The organism is Pseudomonas sp. yb_2 (assembly GCF_043103905.1).
Lineage (GTDB): Bacteria > Pseudomonadota > Gammaproteobacteria > Pseudomonadales > Pseudomonadaceae > Aquipseudomonas > Aquipseudomonas alloputida.
Genome location: NZ_JBICKH010000068.1, coordinates 1 through 19,515, shown reverse-complemented (window position 1 = coordinate 19,515; position 19,515 = coordinate 1). Strand labels below are relative to the sequence as shown.

The following is a 19,515-nucleotide window of genomic DNA, read 5'->3' as shown; positions in this document are numbered from 1 at the left end:
AGCGGGCATGCCCGCGAACACCGGCAAGGCCGGTGCCTTGCAACGCGGTGGCTGCTTCGCGGGCTCGCCCGCACGGGAAACCGTGCAAGTACCGAGCGTTGGGGTTTCAGTGAAAATCCCGGCTGCGCACATCCAGCCCTTGCAGCAGCGGACTCACATCCTCCAACCGCCGCGCAATCAGGTGCCGCACCCCATTCTCCTGCTCCAACCGCCCACTGACCTTGAGCAGCTGCGAACCCACCAGCGCCCGTCGCTGCCGTTCGGCCAGCGCACGCCACACCACCACGTTGACCATGCCATGTTCGTCTTCCAGAGTAACGAAGGTCACACCGCTGGCGGTTTGAGGCCGTTGCCGGCCCACCACCAGCCCGGCCACGGCAATGTTGTCGCCATGCTCCACACCCTGCAATTCACTGGAGCTGCGACACCCCAGCGCCCTCAGGCGAGCGCGCAACAGCGCCAGCGGATGTGGGCCAAGCGTAGTGCCGAGGGTTTGATAATCGGCCATCAGGTCCTCGCCCACGGTTGGCACGGGCAATTGCACCGGTTCTTCAGGCAAGGCCTGCACATCGGCGAACAACGGCAGCTGCGGCTGCACCGCCGCCACCTGCCAGCGCGCCTGATGCCGATCACTGGCCAAGGCGCGCAGCGCACCGCCATCAGCCAGGCGGGCACGGGCCCGTGCGTCCAGGCCGGCGCGCAGGCACAGGTCTTCGACGTTGCGCCACGGCCGCTGCGCCCTCGCCTGCTGCACGCGCCTGGCATCGGCTTCGGCCAGGCCACGCACCAGTCGCAGGCCCATGCGAATGGCAAGGGTGCCCTCAGCATCAGGCTCCAGGGTGCAGTCCCAGTCGCTGTGGCAGACATCCACCGGCCGTACCTCGATACCTTGGCGGCGAGCCTCTTGCAGCAACTGATCAGGGCTGTAGAAGCCCATCGGCCAACTGTTGACCAACGCACAGGTGAAAATCGCCGGCTCATGGCACTTCAGCCAACTGCTGGCATAGCACAGCAAGGCAAAGCTGGCCGCATGCGACTCAGGAAAGCCATAGCTGCCAAACCCCTTGATCTGCTCGAAGATGCGCTCGGCAAACGCCAGCGTGTAACCATTGCGCAACATGCCCTGCACCAGCCGTTCGCGGTGCGGTTCCAGGCCGCCGTGGCGCTTCCAGGCTGCCATGCTGCGACGCAACTGGTCGGCCTCGCCCGGGGTATAGTCGGCCGCGACCATCGCCAGCTCCATCACCTGCTCCTGGAACAGCGGCACGCCCAAGGTACGTTCGAACACTTCCTTCAGTTGCGGCGACGGATACGTGACCGGCTCCTGCTTCAGGCGCCGGCGCAGGTAAGGGTGCACCATGTCGCCCTGAATCGGCCCGGGACGGACAATGGCTACCTCGATGACCAGGTCGTAGAACTTTTGGGGCCGCAGCCGCGGCAACATGGCCATCTGCGCGCGCGACTCGATCTGGAACACACCCATGGTCTCGGCGCGGCTGATCATGGCGTAGGTGGCCGGATCTTCGCTGGGGATGGTCGCCAGGGTCAGGTGCCGGCCACGGTGGTGCTGCAGCAGGTCGAAGCAGCGACGCAAGGCGCTGAGCATGCCCAACGCCAGCACGTCGACCTTGAGCAGGCCGACCATGTCCAGGTCATCCTTGTCCCACTGGATCACCGTGCGCTCCGGCATCGCGGCATTCTCCACCGGCACCAGCTGGTCCAGCGGTTGCTGGGAGATGACAAAACCGCCCGGGTGCTGTGACAGGTGCCGGGGGAAGCCGATCAGTTCGCCGGCCAGTATCAGCACCCGCCGCAGCGAAGGGCTGCCCGCTTCGAAACCGGCTTCGGCCAGGCGCTGGTCATCGGGTATGCGATCGCTCCAGCGACCACAACATTTGGCCAGGGCATCCACCTGATCGGCAGGTAGCCCCAGCGCCCGCGCCACATCCCGCACCGCACCGGCGGCATGGTAGGTGTTGACTACCGCAGTGAGCGCCGCCCGGTGCCGGCCATAGCGACGGAACACATACTGGATCACCTCCTCGCGCCGGTCGTGCTCGAAGTCCACGTCGATGTCCGGCGGCTCGTTGCGCTCGCGCGACAGGAAGCGCTCGAACAGCAGGTGGTGTTTCATGGGGTCAAGCTCGGTGATGCCTAGCACGAAGCACACCACCGAGTTGGCTGCCGACCCCCGGCCCTGGCATAGAATGCGCTGGCTGCGGGCGAAGGCGACAATGTCGTGCACTGTCAGGAAGTAGCTTTCGTAGCCCAGCTCTTCGATCAGCCCCAGTTCCTTGGCAAGCACATCACGCACCTTGCCACTGGGCCCGTCTGGCCAGCGCAGCGGCATGCCTTGCTCGCACAATTCGCGCAGCCAGCTTGCCGGGGTATGCCCCTCGGGCACCAGTTCGCGTGGGTACTGGTAGTTCAGTTCGCTCAGGTCAAACTGGCAGCGCCGGGCAATGACCAGGGTCTCGGCCAGCAGGTCGAGCGGATACAGCTCGGCCAGTTGCGCCTGGCTGCGCAGGTGCCGTTCGCCATTGGCAAACAGAAAGCGCCCGGCCTCGCTCACCTGGCAATGCTGGCGGATGGCAGTCATGCAGTCCTGCAAGGCACGGCGACCACGCACGTGCATGTGCACGTCGCCACAGGCCACAGCGCGGATACCCACATCAGCCGCCAGTGCCCGCAACCGTTGCAGGCGCACGGCATCGTCACTGCCCCGATGCAGGTGCACGGCCAGCCACAGGCGCTCAGCGAACACACTGCGCAGCCACGCGCCGGTAGCAGTATCGCCACTGTCAGCGGCCACCCACAAGGCCAGCAGGCCTTGGTGGTGCAGCAGCAAGTCATCACGAAACAGCTGGTACGCCCCCTTCTCTGCCCGCCGCCGGGCACGGGTGATCAGCGCGCACAGGTTCTGGTAACCCGTCAGGTTTTCGACCAGCAGCACCAGCTTGGGCCCGTCGCACAATTGCACCTCGCTGCCGACGATCAGCCGCAACTGATGCACCTTGGCTGCCTGCCAGGCGCGCACGATACCGGCCAGCGTGCATTCGTCAGTGATTGCCAAGGCCTGGTAGCCCTGCTCGCGCGCACGCCGGAACAGCTCGTCGGCGCTCGACGCACCGCGCTGGAAGCTGAAGTTGGAAAGGCAATGCAGCTCGGCATAACCCGGGGTGTTCATGCGAACCAACCCTGCAGCCAAAGCGGACCGGCCTGGCTCAGGTCGCGGTAGGCCCAGCCGCGCAGGCCGTCACGGGTTTCGATGCGGTAGTAGTCGCGACGCACATCGCCGCCATCCCACCAACCTGATTCGATGCGTTCGGCATAGCCCTGCACCTGGTAGGCGGCGTCATCCAGCGCGATCGGTGCCGACAACAGCCACCCCGGGCGGCTGCCCGGTGCAACCGGCATGTTGCCTTGGGCACCCTGCTCCGCCAACTGCCAGGCGCATTCGGGGCGGTGATCGGCGGCTGCGCCAAGCCCCTTGACGGCCTCATCCCCCAGGCGGGCGCGCAACCGCTCGCGCAATTGCGCCCAGGGTTGCGCCTGTTGCGCCCGCGGGTCGAACAACGCCTGATGCTGTGGCACGAAGGGTGGCAAGTCCTCGGCAACCAGCCGCAGGTTGCGCACCGGTGCGGGTATGCGCAGCGGCTCAAGGCGCCCACGGGCCAGCTCGAACAGCATCGCAGCATCGCGTTCGGCCGCCAGCAGGCCCACCTTGAGCAGGGTATCCGGCCCCTCGGCGTGCTCCAGATGCAGACAGAAGCGCTGCACGCCACAGTCTCGCCCGGCCAGAAATGCAGCAAGGTCGTTGAGCATGCGCCGCAGCGGGAACAACAGCGCCTGGTGCGACTCGACGTCGAAATTGAGTTCCAGCCGGGTTTCAAAACGGTCCGGTGGCTGGTAGAAATCCAGCCCCAGGTTGCGCAGGCCGAGCAACTGGTCGAGGTGCAGCTGCACCTGGGCCGCAAAGCGCCTGGCCAAGGTATCGCGCGGCAAGGCCAATACCTGGCCCAGCTGGTGCAAGCCCATGCGGGCAAACGCTTCGGCCGCCTCTGCCGGCAGGCCGACGCGCGTGATGGGCATGCCAAGCAGCGCCGCTCGGGTGGCGTCGACATCGCCCACGGCCAGGCCATCGTGGCCATTGGCGAGCATGCGAGCAGCCACCGGGTTGCTGGCCAGGACAATGCGTTGGCGCAGGCCGAGTTCTGCCAATTCCTGACGCAGACGCGCCTCGAACAAAGGCCAGGGCCCGAACAGTTGCAGGCTGGAGCCCACTTCCAGCAGCAGCGCCCGAGGGTAATGCAGGCTGACCTGGGCACTGAAGCGGTAGGCCCAGGCCGCCAGCAGCTGTTGCACCTGATCGATGCGTTTGGGGTCGGCTTCGACACAGGTAAAGCCATCGGCCAAGGCACGCGCTGCGGTCAGGGTTTGCCCGGCCCGCAGGCCCAGTGCAGCGGCCGCCGGGTTGACTGCCTGCAACACGCGACGCTGGGTCGGCCCGCCAATCAGCACCAAAGGCGTGTCAGGGTCGTCACGCTCACGCAGGACGGTGTCCAGCGCAAGCTGCGGGAGCAGGATGCAGGCCCAGAGCATGGTGCATCAGCCCCGCCCCGGGCAGGGTATTGGCAGCGCTGGTGGCATGCCACCCCGGCTTTTCAGCACGCGCCATTGCGCCGGGCGTGTGTCGACTGCAATGCGCAGCGCTGCGGGTGAAGGGTTGTGCGACGCCTGCTGCGGCCTGCAGGCGAACGCCAGTGCCTGCCCGGTTTCGGCCGCTACCTGCAAGCGCCGCAGGGCGCGGTCATCGGCACGTTCCGGCCAGCACAGCACCGCCGCGCAACTGCCCGAGCGCAGGCACTGTTCGGCAGCCCACAGGGCATCGGCAGGCTCGGCATCCACCTGTACCAGCCAGCGCAGGTCCACCCCCGCTGCCTGCCAGGCCGGTGCAAAAGGGATGAAGGGTGGAGCCACCAGCACCACTCTGCTGGCTTCTGCACTCAGCCGGGCCAGGGTTGGCCACAGCAACTGCAATTCGCCACAACCGGGGTTGGCCAGCAACAGCTCGCTCAGTGCTGCCGCCGGCCAGCCACCTTCCGGCAAACGTTCGTCGAGGGCCGCATGGCCGGTGGGCTGCAGCCCGAGTGACCGCGCCTGGGCCTGCCGGCCGCGCCATACCCGGCGCTGCTCCAGCAGCCTGTCGAGGTCGACCACGGCGCCCATCAGTCGCGCCTCAGCAAGCCGCAGAACACGCCTTCGATGAAAAAGTCCTGTTCGGGCTGCACATCGATCGGCGCATAGGCCGGGTTGCGTGGCAACAGCCGGTAAGTGCCGCCTTGGCGTTGCAGGCGCTTGATGGTCACTTCGCCGTCCAGGCGCGCAACCACGATTTGCCCGTCGCGGGCGTCAGCCTGTTGCAGGATGCCGACCAGGTCACCGTCAAAGATGCCGTCGTCGATCATCGAGTCGCCCCGCACCTTCAGCAGGTAGTCGGGGGTACGGCGGAACAGGCTGGGGTCGAGCAGCAACTGCTCGTGGATGTCCAGGTCCGGGCCGATGGGGGCACCCGCCGCCACCTGGCCCAGCACGGGTATTTCGAGGATTTCCGGCCGGCGCAGCGGTTCGGCCAGGCGTATGCCCCGGGCCTGGTTTGGCGTGACATCGATGTAACCGGCCTGGCACAGGGCGGTGATGTGCTTGCGCGCAACGCTGCGCGAGGCAAAACCGAAGCGCGTGGCGATATCGGCCAGGCTCGGCGGCTGACCATGTTCGGCAATGCGCTCACGGATAAATTCGAAAATGGCGCGGCGTTTGGGGGTAAGAGTGTCCATGGAGCACATTTGTACTCTTTTCGGAGCACGCTGAACAGCCCCCTTCGTCGTCAGCTTTGGTTATGATCCCCTAGCTTGTGTTTTTTCATCTGGATATCCCATGCTGACCGCCCTGCTGTTCGACCTTGACGGTACCCTCACCGACACTGACACCCTGCACCTGCAGGCCTTTCGCCAACTGCTGCGCGAACACGACGGCCGCGAGCTGAGCCAGGCGCAGTTCGACGCCCAGGTCAGCGGCCGCGCCAACGGCGAGCTGTTCGCCGAGCTGTTCAGCGGCGCCAGTGTCGAACAGTGCCAGGCGTTGGCCGACCGCAAGGAAGCGCTGTTCCGCGCAATGTCGCCGTCGCTTGAGCCAATGCCAGGCCTGTTGCGCCTGCTGGAGCATGCCCAGGCCCATGACATCGGCATGTGTGTGGTGACCAACGCACCGCGGCTGAACGCCGAGCACATGCTGAACGCCATGGGCCTTGGCCAGCACTTTGAACATGTGCTGGTGGCCGAAGAGCTGGCACGGCCCAAACCTGACCCGCTGCCCTACCTCACCGGCCTGCAGCGGCTGGGTGCCGAGGCCGGGCAAGCGCTGGCCTTCGAGGACTCATTGCCGGGGACGGCCGCGGCCAGTGGCGCGGGGATCTTTACCGTGGGCGTGGCCACGACGCAGACCCCGGAGCGGTTGCTGGCGGCGGGCGCCAGGCTGGTTGTCGACGATTTCAATGATGCGGCGTTGTGGGCGTTGATCGAGCGTATGGCTTCAGATAGGGGGTGTGTTCCCGAAGGCTAGGGAGTGGGAGCCGAACCTGCTGGCGCTGCAGCCGGGGTGCCGGATGTACAGCCTTGAACGCTAAGCCGTGACGCCGCATTTCGCCCCTGTAGCCATACCGCCAAAGCCGCCAACCCTGCGGGTAGCAACAACGAAGCGAACACCTGGGCAAAACTCCAGCCCAGCGCCAGCATCTGTGCCCCGGCAAAGGCACTGAGAATCGCACCCAGGCGCCCGATGCCGCTCATCCAGCTGGCCCCGGTCGCCCGTGCTTCAGTCGGGTAAAAAGCCGCCGCCAGTGCATTCATGCCAACACTTGCCCCATTAAGGCCAAAGCCCACAGCGCTCGCAACCGCGCACAACCAGGCGAAGTCCGCAGCGACCTGACCAATTGCAAAAATCACCGCACCACTGAACAGGAAGGTCAGTACCAGCACGCGCTGCGCCGGGTAACGATCCATGGCCCAACCCACCGAAATTGCGCCCAACGGGCCGCCAATCTGGAAACAGGCCGTGACGATGGCCGCTTCGGGCACCGAGAACCCGCCCCCCTCCTTCACCAGCGTCGGCAACCAGCCGCTGAACAGATAGACCAGGAACAGCGCCAGCACGTACCCGCCCCAGAGCATGCAGGTACCAAAGCGATACCGCGCAGAGAGGATAGTGCCGATTGCACCGCCTGCAGCCTGGGCTTTACCGGGCAAGACAAAGTTCGTGTCGGCGTTGACATGCTCAGGTGCCAGGCGACGGACAATGGCCAGAATGCGCTTGCGGTCCGCCCCCTTGCTGACCAGGAACGTCACCGATTCCGGCAGGCGCCAATACAGCAACGGCAGAACCATTAGCGGCAACACCCCACCCAATGCCAAGACACTGCGCCAGCCCAGGTTCGGAATCATCCAGGCGCTGACGAAGCCACCTGCCGCCGCGCCCAGGGAGAACCCGCAGAATGCCAGGGTAATGAGCAGCGAGCGGCTGCGTGCCGGGGCATACTCGCTGACCAGGGTGCTGGCATTGGGCATGGCTGCGCCCAGGCCCAGGCCGGTCAGAAAGCGCAACGCGACCAGGGCTTCCAGGTTGGGTGAAAAGGCCGAGGCCAGTGTCCAGAGGCCGAACAGCAGGACGCTGCACAGCAACACCGCCTTGCGCCCGTAACGGTCCGCCAAGGGGCCGGCAATCAGGGCGCCAAGTGCCAGGCCGATCAACGCGGCGCTCAATACCGGGCCCAGACTTTGCGCATCCAGGCCCCAGTCGCTTTTCAATTGCGGGGCAATGAAGCCGATGATGGCGACGTCCAGGCCGTCCAGGGCGATGATGAGAAAGCCAAGGAACACCACCCATTTCTGGTAGCGGCCGATGGGTTGCTGGTCAATCAGTTGGCGCACGTCGAGCGTGTTGTTCATAGGTATCACCTGTTGTTGTTGTTATGACGGTGTTTGTCGCAGCCCTAGTGGAAAAGGCTGGGTAAGCGCACAGGCCTTATGATGCGTGTCTCCTGAGCCACCACCAGGTCGCGGGTAGCATGCAGGTACGCGGCAAAGTCCGGGTCGGCATCCCGCGCTGCGCTGCGCTTCTCGAAGTCATCGAGGCTGTCATAGCCCCACAAGTGCACCACCTGGTTCAACGGCCCGATGCTGCTGGTGTAAAACGCCAGGGGTGCACCGAGGTGGCGCAGCAGGATCGGCATCGCCAGCTGGTCGAACGCCTCGAGAAAGGCCGCCATGCCGCGCGGGCGAATGGTGTAGATGCGGTGGTCGACCACAGGCTTGTCCATCACGCCACCTCCCGTGCGTTGCCCGCCGCCAGCCCCTGCTCGACACCCGCCAGGTGGCGCCCGGTGATGTAGGCAAAGGTCATGATTGGCCCCAGGGTGATACCCGCCCCGGGGTAGTTGCCGCCCATGATGCTGGCGCGGTCGTTACCCACCGCATACAGGCCGTCGATGACTTGCCCGTCGGCCGCCAACACTTCACCGGTCACACGGGTGCGCAGCCCGTCGAAAGTGCCCAGATCGCCCATGATGACTTTCACGGCAAAGTACGGTCCCTCGCCAACCGGCGCTACGCACGGGTTGGGTTGTTGCTGCGGGTCGGCCAGGTAGCGATTGAAGCTGGTGCTGCCGCGGCCGAACTGACGGTCTTCACCGTGGACAGCGCCAAGGTTGTACTCGCGCACAGTCTGCTCCAGCCCTTGCGCATCGATACCGGCCTTGCCGGCCAACTCCGCCAGGGTCTGGCCCTTGAGCAGGTAACCGTTGCGCAGCAATGGCCCCAGCGGCATCGGCGCAGGCTTGGCAAAGCCCAGCCCGTATTTGGCCAGTGTGCGGCGGTCGCACACCAGCCACATGGCGGTTTCTGCCTGGTCGGAACACGCCTCAATCAGCGCTGCGCCTACGTCGTGGTAGGCATTCGACTCATTGGTGAATCGCTGCCCCGAACGCAGCACGCCGATCACACCCGGCTTGTAGCGGTCGAGCAAATGCGGAAAGGCAATATGCCGCCCACCACCCACCGGCACCTTCGATACCGGCATCCAGGCTGCAGGTGCCTGCAGGCAGATATCGACCTTTGCTCCCAGCGCCTCGGCCATGCGCGCGCCATCGCCGGTGTTGCCCGCTGGCACCGGTGAAAAATGCTCGCCGCCACGCCGTACATGCGGGTAGGCCTGGCGCAGCCGTTGCAGGTCATGGGAGAAACCGCCACAGGCCAGCACCACCCCACGCCGGGCCTCGATGCGCTGCTCGCTGCCGGCCTGCCCGGTCATCGCCCCCACTACCCGCGCCCCTTCGCGCAGCAACTGCCGCGCCGGGGTGCCTGTGAGAATCGGAATGCCCAGGTCCAGTGCCGAGCGTACCAGCCGTGCTGCCAGGGCATTGCCACTGGTGACCTGGGTGCCGCGTCGGTACAAGGCCAGCTCCTTCAAATGGGTCAGCAGGCGTTTGGCCACGTAGGCGAACGAGGTCAACGAACGGGTGACATTGAAGAAGTGTTTGAGGTCGGCATTCGACGAGTTGAACATCATGCCGATGAAGGTGATGGTCTTCAGCGGCGGGCGCAACCGCGCCATGTCGGGGCCCAGACCACGGATGTCGTAAGGTGCGGCCAGTATCGAGCGGCCCACATCGACGCCGCCTTCCACCTGCGGGTGATAATCGGGGTACAACGTGGGCACGAACTTGACTGCCGTCTCGCGCTCGAAAAACTCAACCATCTGCGGCGCGTAGCGCAAGAATGCCTCCACCCCGGCCGCATCGAAGCAGGCACCGGTTTCGTTGCGCAGGTAGGTCATGGCCGCTGCTTGGCTGTCATTGCTCCCGTGCCGGGTGCCCGGCACCCACAGCACGCCGCCGGAAAACGCCGTGGTGCCGCCGAAGCACGCCTCCTTTTCGATGACGATCACATCCAGGCCAAGCTTTTTCGCCGTGATGGCTGTCGCCAGGCCGCCAGCACCCGCACCGATGACCAGTACATCGCAGCTACGCGTATTCATTGGCCTGCCCCCTCGAAGCCAGGGCGCGGGATCAATGCCATGGGCATGCTTTCCAGTCCGCCATCCACGGTCAGCTCGGCGCCGTTGATATAGTCGGCGCGGCGGCTGGCCAGAAACAGCACGGCTTCGGCGATGTCTTGCGGCTCACCGATGCGCTGGTTGGCGGTCATGGCGCTACGCCGGCGCTCCACCTGTGGGTCGGCATAGAACGCCGCCGACAATGGCGTGCGGATCAAACCCGGGCATACGGCGTTGCTGCGCACACCGCGTGGCCCCCATTCCACGGCGATCTGCCGCGACAACATGCTGACGCCTGCCTTCGCCGCGCTGTAGGCGCCACTGTTGGGTTGCGGGTAATGTGCTGCAATCGAGGCCACATGCACGATACGGCCCTGGCCGCAGTCCAGCATGGAACGGCCAAAGGCCTGGGCACACAAAAGGTAGCCACTGAGGTTGACCGCCAGCACCTGATTCCATTGTTCCAGGCTTAGCGTGTCCAGCGCGCCGGGGCGCAGCACGCTGGCATTATTGACCAGTACATCGCAGCGCCCATGCAGCGCCTGTACCTGGGCCGCAGCCTGCTCCACGCTGGCCGGGTCGGCAATGTCGCAGGCCAGGGCACTGACTTCGCCTGCACTGTGTTCCCCCAGGGTGGCCGCCAGTTCGCGGCATTTGTCCAGGTCGCGGTCAAGCAGCACCACGTGGGCCTGCTGCTCCACCAAGGCTGCGGCCAACGCTGCGCCAATGCCGCCGGCCGCGCCGGTCACCACGCATACGGCCGACTCCAGGCCTAGCCACTGAGAAAGGATCTTGTTGTTGTGCATGCTGTTCTCCAGAGCGTTGCTTGTTCTGGGTAACAGGCTATGGCCGGCAGGCCCACCGGCAGAATGGACAAAACCTGCAACCAGCCCCACATTCCCGTCAATTTGCCCACTGCGCCCTGAAGCCTGCGGGCAGCTATGGCACAGTAGCGGGTACTGAACAGAACAATTACAACACCATGAACAAGATCCCCAATTACGCCCTGTACGGTGAAACCGCGCAGCCGGTGTGGCACGAAGCCTTGCATGTGGAGCAGATATCCCAGCGCTCTGGCGCGCACAACTGGGAGATTGCCGCACACCGTCACGAAGGCTTGCTGCAGCTGTTGTACCTGCAAAGCGGTGGCGGCGAGGTGCTGTTCGACAGTGACCGGTTTCAGGTTCATGCGCCCTGCGTGGTGTACGTCCCGGCGCAGGTGGTGCATGGTTTTCATTGGGCCAGCCAGGTAGAAGGCCAGGTAATCACGGCTGCGCAGCACCCGCTGGATAGCATCGCCCAGGTGCTGGCACCCAGCGTGCTGGTGCAACTGCGCAAACCACAGGTGATTGCCCTGCCCCACTGGGCCGCCGATGAAGACCCGTTGTTGCCCCTGTTTCGGGCCCTGCGCGAGGAATACCACAATCGCGCCCGCGAGCATGTGGCCAGCAGCATGGCGCTATTGCTGGCACTGATGATCCATGTCCTGCGCCATGAGCCGTACATGCCCGCAGGTGAGCAGCGCCCAGTATCAAGACGCAGCCAGCAGCTGACTGCTTTTCGCGAGCTGGTAGACATGCACTACCGCGCGCACTGGCCACTGGCGGAATACGCCGCCGAGTTGGGCATGACCCTGGTGACGTTGGGGCGGTTGTGCCAGGAACACCTGGGCATGACGCCGATGAATGTGATCAATGCCCGATTGGTGCTGGAGGCCAAGCGCATGCTCGGGCATTCGAGCCTGAGCGTGAAAGAGATCGCCCATGAGCTGGGGTTTGCCGATGTGGGGTATTTCAGCCGGTTCTTTCGCAAGCAGGCGGGGGTGAGCCCTAGCGGATTTCGGGAGGGCCAATAACGCCCGCAGGTTCTGTGGGCGGTACTGGCAATGCACGCGTCTGTGGCTTACCCGCGAAGAAACCCGTGCAGGAAACATCAAACAGCCAAGGCCCGCTGCACTTCCCCCACCGTGGTCGCCAAACTGCTCAGGTGCAGGCTCGACACCCGCTCCACCGGCGCCTGATCCAGCGGCCATTGCAAGGCAATGCTGCCGGCCAGGCGCCCTTCGGCATATACCGGCAAGGCAATGGCGCGAATCAGGAACGGCAGGCGCACCGGGTATTCCCAGTAGCCTTCGGTGCGCTGACCAAAGCCCTTGTGCGCTTGTTCTTCGATATCGCGCAACAACCCGTCGTCACCCAGCCGCTCATGGGCCGCCAGGCGCTGCACTTCGTCCACCGCCAGCTCCCCCAGGCACGCCCGCCCCATTGCCGAATGAAACAGGCTGGCATGCTGCCCAACGATCTGACTGGTGAGCGGATAGCGCTTGCGCAGCACCTGGGGAATGGCGCTTTCCATCACCTCCAGCCGCTGGCCGTCGAAACACGACAGGTCAGCGACCAGCCCGGTGCGCTCACTCAGCTCCAGCAGCATGGGCGCTGCGCTTTCCACCAGGCGCCGCTTGAAACGCAACTGGCGGTCACCGAACAGGCGTCGCGCGCACAGCCGGTAGCGCCGGTCGGCAAGGCCGCGGTACACCCAGCCTTGCGCCTGCAAGGTGGCGATCATGCGCGACACCGTGGCCTTGGGCAGCGCCGTCAGGTAGTGCAGTTCTTCCAGGCCCAACGCCTGGTGTTCGCCCAGCAGGTCGACAATGGCCAGCGCCCGCTCCACCGACCGCACGCCGCCGCTGTCTGCCGTGATGCCCATGGGTATGACCTCCTTGTAGCGGGATGGTCAGGATAGCCAGCAAGATCCGCGCCTGCCCATGCTTTCATGGCGCAAGCAGGCGTTGTGGCGGGCAGCGCACCACCCAGCGGGTGAGCTGTTCATGGGCATACGCCAGCTGCAGCACGGCATGGTCGGCCTGCGCCGGGCCTATGATTTGCAGGCCCATGGGCAACCCGGCAGCATTGAACCCCACCGGCACGCTGATGCTCGGCAAGCCGGCCAGGGTCGGCCCGATCACCACTTCCATCCAGCGGTGGTAGGTGTCCATTGCCCGCCCCCCGACCACCGTCGGCCATGGCTGGCGTGCATCGAAAGGGAACACCTGGGCCGAGGGCAACAGCAGGAAGTCGTAACGCTCGAACAGCTTGCCCATGGCGCGGTACCAGTCGCTGCGGTCCAACGAAGCCTGGTACAGCGCCGCCGCACTCAGCTGCAAGCCACCTTCCACCTCCCACTGTGCTTCGGGCTTGAGCAATGCGCGCTTGCCAGGGTCGGCATAGGCTGCGCCGAGGTTGCCATGCACCAGGAAGTGGCGGTGGGTCAGCCAGCATTGCCACAAGCGCGCCAGGTCGAATGCCGGCTGGCAGGCCTCGACCTGGCAGCCCAGCTCGGCAAAGTCGGCCAGCGCCGACTCGCACAGGCTCATTACCCCGTCATCCATCGGCAGATAGCCGTTGTAGTCGCCCAGCCAGCCCACCCGTACACCGCGAAAATCGCGCGGCAAGCCAACGGCAAAATCGCGCCGGCCTTCGCTCAGCGACAGCGGCGCCCGGGCATCAACACCCGCCTGTATCGACAGCAGCCGCGCCACGTCGACCACACTGCGGCCCATCGGCCCTTCTGTGGCCAACTGCTGCACGAACAGCTCGGGCGCCGGCCCATGCGGCACGCGGCCCTGCGATGGGCGCAGGCCGAACAGGTTATTGAACGCCGCCGGGTTGCGCAGCGAGCCCATCATGTCGCTGCCGTCGGCCACCGGCAGCAAGCGCATGGCCAGCGCCGCTGCAGCCCCACCGCTGCTGCCACCCGCCACCCGCGACGGGTCGTAGGCGTTGGTGGTGGTGCCAAACAAGGGGTTGTAGCTTTGCGAGCCCAGGCCAAACTCAGGCACATTGCTCTTGCCCATGATCAATGCCCCGCTCGCCCGCACCCGCGCCACGCTGATCGCATCCTGTTCGGGTACCTGCTCGGCAAACAGCGGCGAGCCGAGCGTGGTACGCAGCCCGGCCGTGGCGGCGAGGTCCTTGATTGCCTGCGGCATGCCATGCATCCAGCCGCGCGAATGGCCACAGGCCAGTTCGCGGTCACGCGTCTCGGCCTCGGCCAGCAGCACTTCGGCCGGGCGCAGCGAGACCAGTGCATTGACCTGCCGATTGAAGCGCTCGACATGCCCCAGGTAGGCCTGCATCACCTCCCGGCATGACAACTGGCGGGCATGGATGGCCTGGGACAGTGCCTCGGCATCAAGGGCAACAATGGGGTCGATGGCTAGCGGCTTCACGGTTTTACTCCAAGGTTGAAGGCGGCAGGCTTGACTGCCCGCGGTGCTTCTTTCAGGCAATAGGTGCCCAGCAATGTCAGCACGCAGGCAAACAGCACGTAGAACGCCGGCGCCACTGGGGTGCCGAGCACCTGGGTGAGCCAGGTCACGATCAACGGGGCAAAGCCACCGAACACCATCACCGCCACGTTGTAGGCCACCGACACGCCGGTGGAACGCACCTGGACCGGGAACTGTTCGGCCAGGGCAGTAGGTGCCGGGCCGAAGAAACCACCGATGGCCGTGCACAACAGCAGTTGCATGACCAACAGGCGCTCCAGTGAAGGCGCAGCGGCCACCCACACATACAGTGGGTAGACCATCACGAAGAACGCCAGGGTGAAGGCCATCAGCACCGGGCGCCGCCCCAGCCGGTCAGACAGCGCCCCGGACAACGGAATCACGAGGGTCATCAGCCCCACGGCGAGCATCTGCACCAGCAGCACCTGGTCCAGCGGCAGGCCTAGGCTTTTGTGGGCGAAGGTCGGCATGTTCACCAGCACCACGTAGAACGAAACCGTCGCGCCGCAGGCCAACCCCATCGACACCAGCAGGCTGCGCCGGTGTTCACGCAGCACCTGCCACAGGCCGGGCGACTGGCCCTTGGCATGGCGACGCGCCTCGACAAACGCCTCAGGCTCCTCCATATGCTTGCGAATCCACAGCCCGACCGGCCCGATCAGCAGGCCCAGCACGAACGGGATGCGCCAGCCCCAGCTGTCCAGCGCCTCAGGCGAGCACAGGTGGGTAACCAACGCCACCATTGCCGCCCCGGAAAACACCGCCAGGCACTGCCCTACCAATTGCCACGAACCATACAGGCCCTTGCGGTGGGCAGGCGCGCTTTCCACCAGAAATGCCGTGGCGCTGGCGTATTCACCACCGGTGGCAAAGCCCTGCAGCATGCGCGCCACCACGATCAGCAGCGGCGCAGCCATGCCGATGGCCAGGTAGTCGGGCGCGAAGGCGATCATGGCGATGGACACGGTCATCAGGCGGATGATCATCTGCATGGCCGCCTTGCGGCCCTTGCGGTCGGAATACATGCCCAGCAGCACGCCGCCCACCGGGCGCATGAAAAACCCGACGCCGAAGGTGGCAAGGGCCATCAGCAGCGAGGCGTACGCGTCGTCGGACGGGAAGAACTGCCGGGCGATGATGCTGGCCAGAAAGCCATACACGATAAAGTCATACCATTCCAGGGCGTTGCCAATAACGGCGGCCACCACTTGCCGGGTACGCGACACGCCGGTGCTCGAAGTCTGCATAGGGAACACTCCACACAATGATTGGGTGATCGCCCAGGCGCAGTCGCGCCCGGGTTCCAGCGGCAGTGGTCAAAAAGGGACAATCAGGCAGGTGCCAGCCAGCGCTCTGCCAGCGCGCCCCAATAGGCGGCGCCGGTCAGCAGGATGTCGTCGTTGAAGTCGTAGGCCGGGTTGTGCACCATCGGCCGCGATACACCATTGCCGATGAACAGGTAGGCCCCCGGGCAGCGCTGCAGCATCCAGGCGAAGTCTTCGCTGCCCATCAGCTTGCGGGTGTTGCCATCCACCGCCTGGGCGCCCAGCAACTCGACCCCTACCTGGGTAGCAAAGGCGTTTTCAGCGGCATGGTTGACCAGCACCGGGTAGGCCGGGCGGTGCTCGATGCTGGCGCGGCAGCCAAAGCTCTCGGCCTGACTGACGATGATTGCCCGCACCCGCTCAAGGGCCTGCGCCCGCACCTCGGCGTTCAGCGCGCGCAGGCTAAGGCGCAACAGCGCCTGTTGCGGAATCACGTTGGCCGCTTCGCCGGCCTGCAACGCGCCGACGGTAACCACTGCCGCCTCCTGCGCATCGATATTGCGCGCCACCACGGTTTGCAGCGCCATCACCACACTGGCGGCCGCCACCAGCGGGTCGACGGTCAGGTGCGGCATCGAGCCATGGCCACCCACCCCGTCCAGGGTCACCGTCAGCAGGTCTTGCGAAGCCATCATCGGCCCTTCACGAAACCCCAGGTGTCCGGCCGGCAGCCCTGGCATGTTGTGCATGCCAAATAGCGCATCACATGGGAAGCGCTCCAGCAGGCCGTCGGCCAGCATCGCCTCGGCCCCGCCCTGGCCCTCCTCGGCCGGCTGGAAGATCAGTGTCAGCGTGCCGTCGAACTGCCGGGTGGCCGCCAGGTAGCGTGCGGCGCCAAGCAGCATGGTGGTGTGCCCGTCATGACCACAGGCGTGCATGCAGCCTGGGTGCTGGCTGCTGTATGCCGCACCCGATGCTTCGTGGATGGGCAGCGCGTCCATGTCGGCGCGCAGGCCCAGCCGGCGGGGGCTGCTGCCATTGCGCAGCACGCCGACCACGCCGGTCTTGCCGATACCGGTGTGCACTTCATAGCCCCATTCCTCCAGCAGTCGGGCGACCAATGCCGAGGTGCGGCTTTCTTCAAAGCCCAGTTCCGGGTGAGCGTGGATATCGTGACGGATCGCGTGCAGGTCGCTGGCCACGTCGGCGAGCCAGGCCTGGATATGCTGATGTCGGGACATGTGGAGTCTCCTCGCGCGGGTGGTTTCCCGTTCTTGTTGTTCGCCTTCAGGTCACGACAGGTGAGGCAGGTCGTGCTTGGCTCACAGATAAGCGCGAGTGACTCGGGATCACAAACGAATGTGGTTCCGCCCAGCGGAACCAGTCGGGGGGAGAAGCGGAATGGGTGTGGAGCTGGAGTCGTAGGTAAAGCTGTACGTGGCGTTGTTTTCGTTGAATAGTGCGGTCAGGCGGCCTTGTCGTACTCGTAGCGAACCCGCTGGCCCTTGGCATCCTGGCGGCTGCTCGGCAGGCCGCGGGCCGTGCGCATCAGGCGGGTGGTCTGGCCCTTGCCGTCGGTGTGGCTGAGCACCTGACCGTAGACGTTGTAGGTGAAGCTTTCCGTGGTGCCGTCCGGGTGGCTGATGCGCAGCACTTCGCCGTCGGGCTTGCGCGCCAGCGTGGTGGTCTGGTTCAGCGCATCGGTCACCGCCACCAGGTGCTGGCGTTCGTCATAGCGGTAGTACGTACTCTTGCCCGAACAGTCCTGGTAGCGCTCGACCTGGGCCAGGGTGTTCCACCACAGGTACTTGGACTTGTAGGTCGCATCGATGATCGTGTGCGGCAGGCCGTCATCGCTGTTCAGGTACTCGGTCATCTGGCCGAGGGCATCGAATTCGGAGAGCAGGTTGCCCTTGTCGTCGTAGCGCGCTCGCCAAGTGCTGCCATCCGGGTAGCTGACCTGGTTCACCAGCGTGGTCAGGTGGTGATATTCGTAGGTGGTCTTGCGGCCCAGCGGGTCGGTCTCTTCGAGCAAGCGGGAGAATTCGTCGTACTTGAATTGCAGGCGGTTACCGTCCGGCAAGGTCAGGCCAACCATATTGCCGTGTTCGTCCAGCTCGATGGCGTAACGCTCCCCGCCATAATCGCGGCTGGCGACCACGCGGTGGTCGGCGTTGTACTGCACTTCCAGCTCGCGGCCAAGTACGTCGGTGGCCCGGCTGGTGCGGCTATCAGCGGAAGTGGTAGTGCTCGCCGTCGCTGGTCCAGTGCTCGACCACGCGCGGTTTGCCGCTGAGGGTTTCCCAGCGGTAGTGGCCACCTTCGGTGCAGACCTGTGGTAGTGCTGCCAAAGAAGTGGCGCCCTTCCTATGAAAGACGCAATTTCTGAATTGACGATTTATAGGGTCATCGGGGCTTTCGCCCCGAAATACTACCTAACATGTTATTAAAGAACTACGGACACCTGCAAAATACAATTAGCAAATTCAAACAAAACCAACCATAGCGACAGTCAGCGCTACCCAAGACCTGTCAACTTGATTATTTGATCAGTATATTTTTTTGCATTTGGGATTCTACACAATTTAATATATTCCAGCAGGCATTCACGACCAGACATCGCCAATGCAAATTCAATAAGATTGGTCAACAAAAAACCTTGTGAATATTTCCCAACCGAAAGAGTTTTACTTCTTTCATCGCCAGAAGGCTCTGCGCCAACGGGATACTCTTCCTCATCCTCCTCATCTGAAAGCGCTTGGAACTTACAAATAGAATACTGCTTTATAAGATCCATTTTGTTTGTCAATATGGACATCAAGTCATCAATATCAACCTTTGCCTTTACAATCTTAGCAGAGTCGAGGCGAGCGAATACTTCTGCATATTCCGACTCAACCTCAATACCTGTAGCGTCGACTAGCTCCGCAAGTAACTCCCTATAAGCAGACGACCCAACTAGATTCTCCGCCAATGAACCGCCATTGATTACCATACATCAACTCCTTTAATTACTCTAATCAAGTCAGACCCTACATGCCTAAACTGGTCGACAGCCTCATGCTCCCATGGAGTAAGCGCGAGCAAATTTGACGAATCATGTACACCCGCCCCACCCACTCGCTGAGGAATATCATTATGATGAAGTTCTAATGCATACTCTCTAATTGATATTTTATCGGTCTTGCGCGAAATCACCTCAACTGTCATTTTGGGCGCTTTCCCCTCAGCCATACGCACAAGGTTTGTGGGTGAGTAGGCACGAGTAGGTGCTTTGGCCTCAGCTTTCCAATAGTTTTTTCGAGCAGTACTCCAACACTCCCATCCCCACGGGTCGATCCACCCTGCCGGATTCTGACCATAGCGATAAAGATTTAGCCCGCCATCTAAACCAATAGGGTCCTGAGTGACATAACGTCCCACTTCAGAATAATAATATCGGAAGGTATTATAGTGCAGCCCTGTTTCAGCATCAAAGTACTGACCTTGGAAGCGCAGATTCTGATCGACCTCTTTGATCGACAAAGTTTCTATCGTGCCCCAAGAGCGATACGTCGCCTGCCAAACAATCTCACCCTCGCTATCCGTCAGCTCAAGCGGCGTCCCAATCTGATCCGTATGGAAGTAATAGACCTTCTGCTCTTCCCCTTCAACTTGATCGACCCGCGCTAACGGCGCATAGCTACCCGGCTCGTACAGGTACAAGATGCTCTGCCCTGGCGTTTCCTCCCGCAGCATCCTCAGCCCCTGCCAGAGGAAGCGCTTCTGCTCGACCTCGCCATTGATTTCAGCCTGCTTGGCTATTCGCCTCCCCAAGCTGTCGTACCGGTACTCGCCTTGGCTATCCAGCTTGCC

Annotated in this window: 16 protein-coding genes and 1 pseudogene; 2 read left to right on the top strand and 15 right to left on the bottom strand. The window is 63.9% G+C overall.

Going from position 1 to position 19,515, the window contains the following annotated elements:
* Nucleotides 1-106: 106 nt before the first annotated feature.
* The 4 genes from ACF8FB_RS16910 to lexA are packed head-to-tail and all read right to left on the bottom strand — an operon-like array spanning nt 107 to nt 5,846.
* Nucleotides 107-3,187, bottom strand: a complete 3,081-nt coding sequence (locus ACF8FB_RS16910) for an error-prone DNA polymerase (protein WP_392511582.1) — start codon at nt 3,185-3,187, stop codon at nt 107-109.
* Nucleotides 3,184-4,602: a DNA polymerase Y family protein gene (locus ACF8FB_RS16905; RefSeq protein WP_004576292.1), complete on the bottom strand. Its 1,419-nt coding sequence runs from the start codon at nt 4,600-4,602 to the stop codon at nt 3,184-3,186. Before ACF8FB_RS16905 ends, ACF8FB_RS16910 begins: the two co-directional genes overlap by 4 nt.
* 6 nt (nt 4,603-4,608) lie before the next feature.
* The gene (gene imuA / locus ACF8FB_RS16900; RefSeq protein WP_392511581.1) at nt 4,609-5,229 is read right to left on the bottom strand and encodes a translesion DNA synthesis-associated protein ImuA; all 621 of its coding nucleotides are present in this window, start codon (nt 5,227-5,229) and stop codon (nt 4,609-4,611) included.
* Nucleotides 5,229-5,846: a transcriptional repressor LexA gene (lexA, locus tag ACF8FB_RS16895; RefSeq protein WP_012052394.1), complete on the bottom strand. Its 618-nt coding sequence runs from the start codon at nt 5,844-5,846 to the stop codon at nt 5,229-5,231. Before lexA ends, imuA begins: the two co-directional genes overlap by 1 nt.
* Before the next feature lie 91 nt (nt 5,847-5,937).
* On the opposite strand from lexA, the gene ACF8FB_RS16890 reads away from it, so the two are divergent.
* Nucleotides 5,938-6,621 carry an HAD family phosphatase gene (locus ACF8FB_RS16890; RefSeq protein WP_004374207.1) on the top strand — a complete coding sequence of 228 codons (684 nt, stop codon included), beginning with the start codon at nt 5,938-5,940 and terminating at the stop codon, nt 6,619-6,621.
* Here ACF8FB_RS16890 and ACF8FB_RS16885 read toward each other — a convergent pair.
* Genes ACF8FB_RS16885 through ACF8FB_RS16870 form a run of 4 tightly spaced genes read right to left on the bottom strand, consistent with a single transcriptional unit; the run spans nt 6,618 to nt 10,913 of the window.
* On the bottom strand, nt 6,618-8,003 hold the full coding sequence (locus ACF8FB_RS16885; RefSeq protein WP_392511580.1) for an MFS transporter: 1,386 nt from the start codon (nt 8,001-8,003) through the stop codon (nt 6,618-6,620). The genes ACF8FB_RS16890 and ACF8FB_RS16885 overlap by 4 nt on opposite strands.
* A gap of 44 nt (nt 8,004-8,047) precedes the next feature.
* Nucleotides 8,048-8,374: an NIPSNAP family protein gene (locus ACF8FB_RS16880; RefSeq protein ID WP_004374204.1), complete on the bottom strand. Its 327-nt coding sequence runs from the start codon at nt 8,372-8,374 to the stop codon at nt 8,048-8,050.
* Nucleotides 8,374-10,089, bottom strand: a complete 1,716-nt coding sequence (locus tag ACF8FB_RS16875) for an FAD-dependent oxidoreductase (protein WP_392511579.1) — start codon at nt 10,087-10,089, stop codon at nt 8,374-8,376. The genes ACF8FB_RS16880 and ACF8FB_RS16875 overlap by 1 nt, the downstream gene beginning before the upstream one ends.
* Nucleotides 10,086-10,913 carry an SDR family NAD(P)-dependent oxidoreductase gene (locus ACF8FB_RS16870; protein ID WP_004374198.1) on the bottom strand — a complete coding sequence of 276 codons (828 nt, stop codon included), beginning with the start codon at nt 10,911-10,913 and terminating at the stop codon, nt 10,086-10,088. Before ACF8FB_RS16870 ends, ACF8FB_RS16875 begins: the two co-directional genes overlap by 4 nt.
* Before the next feature lie 176 nt (nt 10,914-11,089).
* Between ACF8FB_RS16870 and ACF8FB_RS16865 the strand changes: the two genes are divergently transcribed.
* Entirely contained in the window at nt 11,090-11,962 is an 873-nt protein-coding gene (locus ACF8FB_RS16865) for a helix-turn-helix domain-containing protein (RefSeq protein WP_012052399.1), read from the top strand.
* A 77-nt stretch (nt 11,963-12,039) separates the two neighbouring features.
* On the opposite strand, the gene ACF8FB_RS16860 is transcribed toward ACF8FB_RS16865, so the two are convergent.
* The 7 genes and pseudogenes from ACF8FB_RS16860 to ACF8FB_RS16830 all read right to left on the bottom strand — a co-directional run.
* A complete protein-coding gene (locus ACF8FB_RS16860; protein ID WP_350297829.1) occupies nt 12,040-12,813 on the bottom strand; it encodes a helix-turn-helix domain-containing protein in 774 nt (257 codons plus the stop codon).
* A gap of 64 nt (nt 12,814-12,877) precedes the next feature.
* A complete protein-coding gene (locus tag ACF8FB_RS16855) occupies nt 12,878-14,335 on the bottom strand; it encodes an amidase (RefSeq protein ID WP_350297828.1) in 1,458 nt (485 codons plus the stop codon).
* On the bottom strand, nt 14,332-15,642 hold the full coding sequence (locus tag ACF8FB_RS16850; RefSeq protein ID WP_173880463.1) for a citrate-proton symporter: 1,311 nt from the start codon (nt 15,640-15,642) through the stop codon (nt 14,332-14,334). The genes ACF8FB_RS16855 and ACF8FB_RS16850 overlap by 4 nt, the downstream gene beginning before the upstream one ends.
* A gap of 83 nt (nt 15,643-15,725) precedes the next feature.
* Nucleotides 15,726-16,901, bottom strand: coding sequence for a M20 aminoacylase family protein (locus ACF8FB_RS16845; protein ID WP_350297827.1), 1,176 nt, complete (start codon nt 16,899-16,901; stop codon nt 15,726-15,728).
* Nucleotides 16,902-17,072: 171 nt separating this feature from the next.
* Nucleotides 17,073-17,981, bottom strand: a pseudogene (locus tag ACF8FB_RS16840) (type IV secretion protein Rhs); the annotation flags it as partial.
* A 197-nt stretch (nt 17,982-18,178) separates the two neighbouring features.
* On the bottom strand, nt 18,179-18,655 hold the full coding sequence (locus ACF8FB_RS16835; RefSeq protein WP_049586064.1) for a hypothetical protein: 477 nt from the start codon (nt 18,653-18,655) through the stop codon (nt 18,179-18,181).
* On the bottom strand, nt 18,649-19,515 hold an 867-nt coding region (locus ACF8FB_RS16830; protein ID WP_392509989.1), incomplete at its 5' end, for an RHS repeat domain-containing protein. The genes ACF8FB_RS16830 and ACF8FB_RS16835, both read right to left, overlap by 7 nt.

Coding starts and splice junctions, on each gene's coding strand:
- ACF8FB_RS16905 (WP_004576292.1), bottom strand. CDS start 4,602: ATGCTCTGGGCCTGCATCCTGCTCCCGCAGCTTGCGCTGGACACCGTC.
- imuA (WP_392511581.1), bottom strand. CDS start 5,229: ATGGGCGCCGTGGTCGACCTCGACAGGCTGCTGGAGCAGCGCCGGGTA.
- ACF8FB_RS16865 (WP_012052399.1), top strand. CDS start 11,090: ATGAACAAGATCCCCAATTACGCCCTGTACGGTGAAACCGCGCAGCCG.
- ACF8FB_RS16910 (WP_392511582.1), bottom strand. CDS start 3,187: ATGAACACCCCGGGTTATGCCGAGCTGCATTGCCTTTCCAACTTCAGC.
- ACF8FB_RS16880 (WP_004374204.1), bottom strand. CDS start 8,374: ATGGACAAGCCTGTGGTCGACCACCGCATCTACACCATTCGCCCGCGC.
- ACF8FB_RS16870 (WP_004374198.1), bottom strand. CDS start 10,913: ATGCACAACAACAAGATCCTTTCTCAGTGGCTAGGCCTGGAGTCGGCC.
- ACF8FB_RS16850 (WP_173880463.1), bottom strand. CDS start 15,642: ATGCAGACTTCGAGCACCGGCGTGTCGCGTACCCGGCAAGTGGTGGCC.
- ACF8FB_RS16835 (WP_049586064.1), bottom strand. CDS start 18,655: ATGGTAATCAATGGCGGTTCATTGGCGGAGAATCTAGTTGGGTCGTCT.
- ACF8FB_RS16885 (WP_392511580.1), bottom strand. CDS start 8,003: ATGAACAACACGCTCGACGTGCGCCAACTGATTGACCAGCAACCCATC.
- ACF8FB_RS16875 (WP_392511579.1), bottom strand. CDS start 10,089: ATGAATACGCGTAGCTGCGATGTACTGGTCATCGGTGCGGGTGCTGGC.
- lexA (WP_012052394.1), bottom strand. CDS start 5,846: ATGTGCTCCATGGACACTCTTACCCCCAAACGCCGCGCCATTTTCGAA.
- ACF8FB_RS16845 (WP_350297827.1), bottom strand. CDS start 16,901: ATGTCCCGACATCAGCATATCCAGGCCTGGCTCGCCGACGTGGCCAGC.
- ACF8FB_RS16860 (WP_350297829.1), bottom strand. CDS start 12,813: ATGGGCATCACGGCAGACAGCGGCGGCGTGCGGTCGGTGGAGCGGGCG.
- ACF8FB_RS16890 (WP_004374207.1), top strand. CDS start 5,938: ATGCTGACCGCCCTGCTGTTCGACCTTGACGGTACCCTCACCGACACT.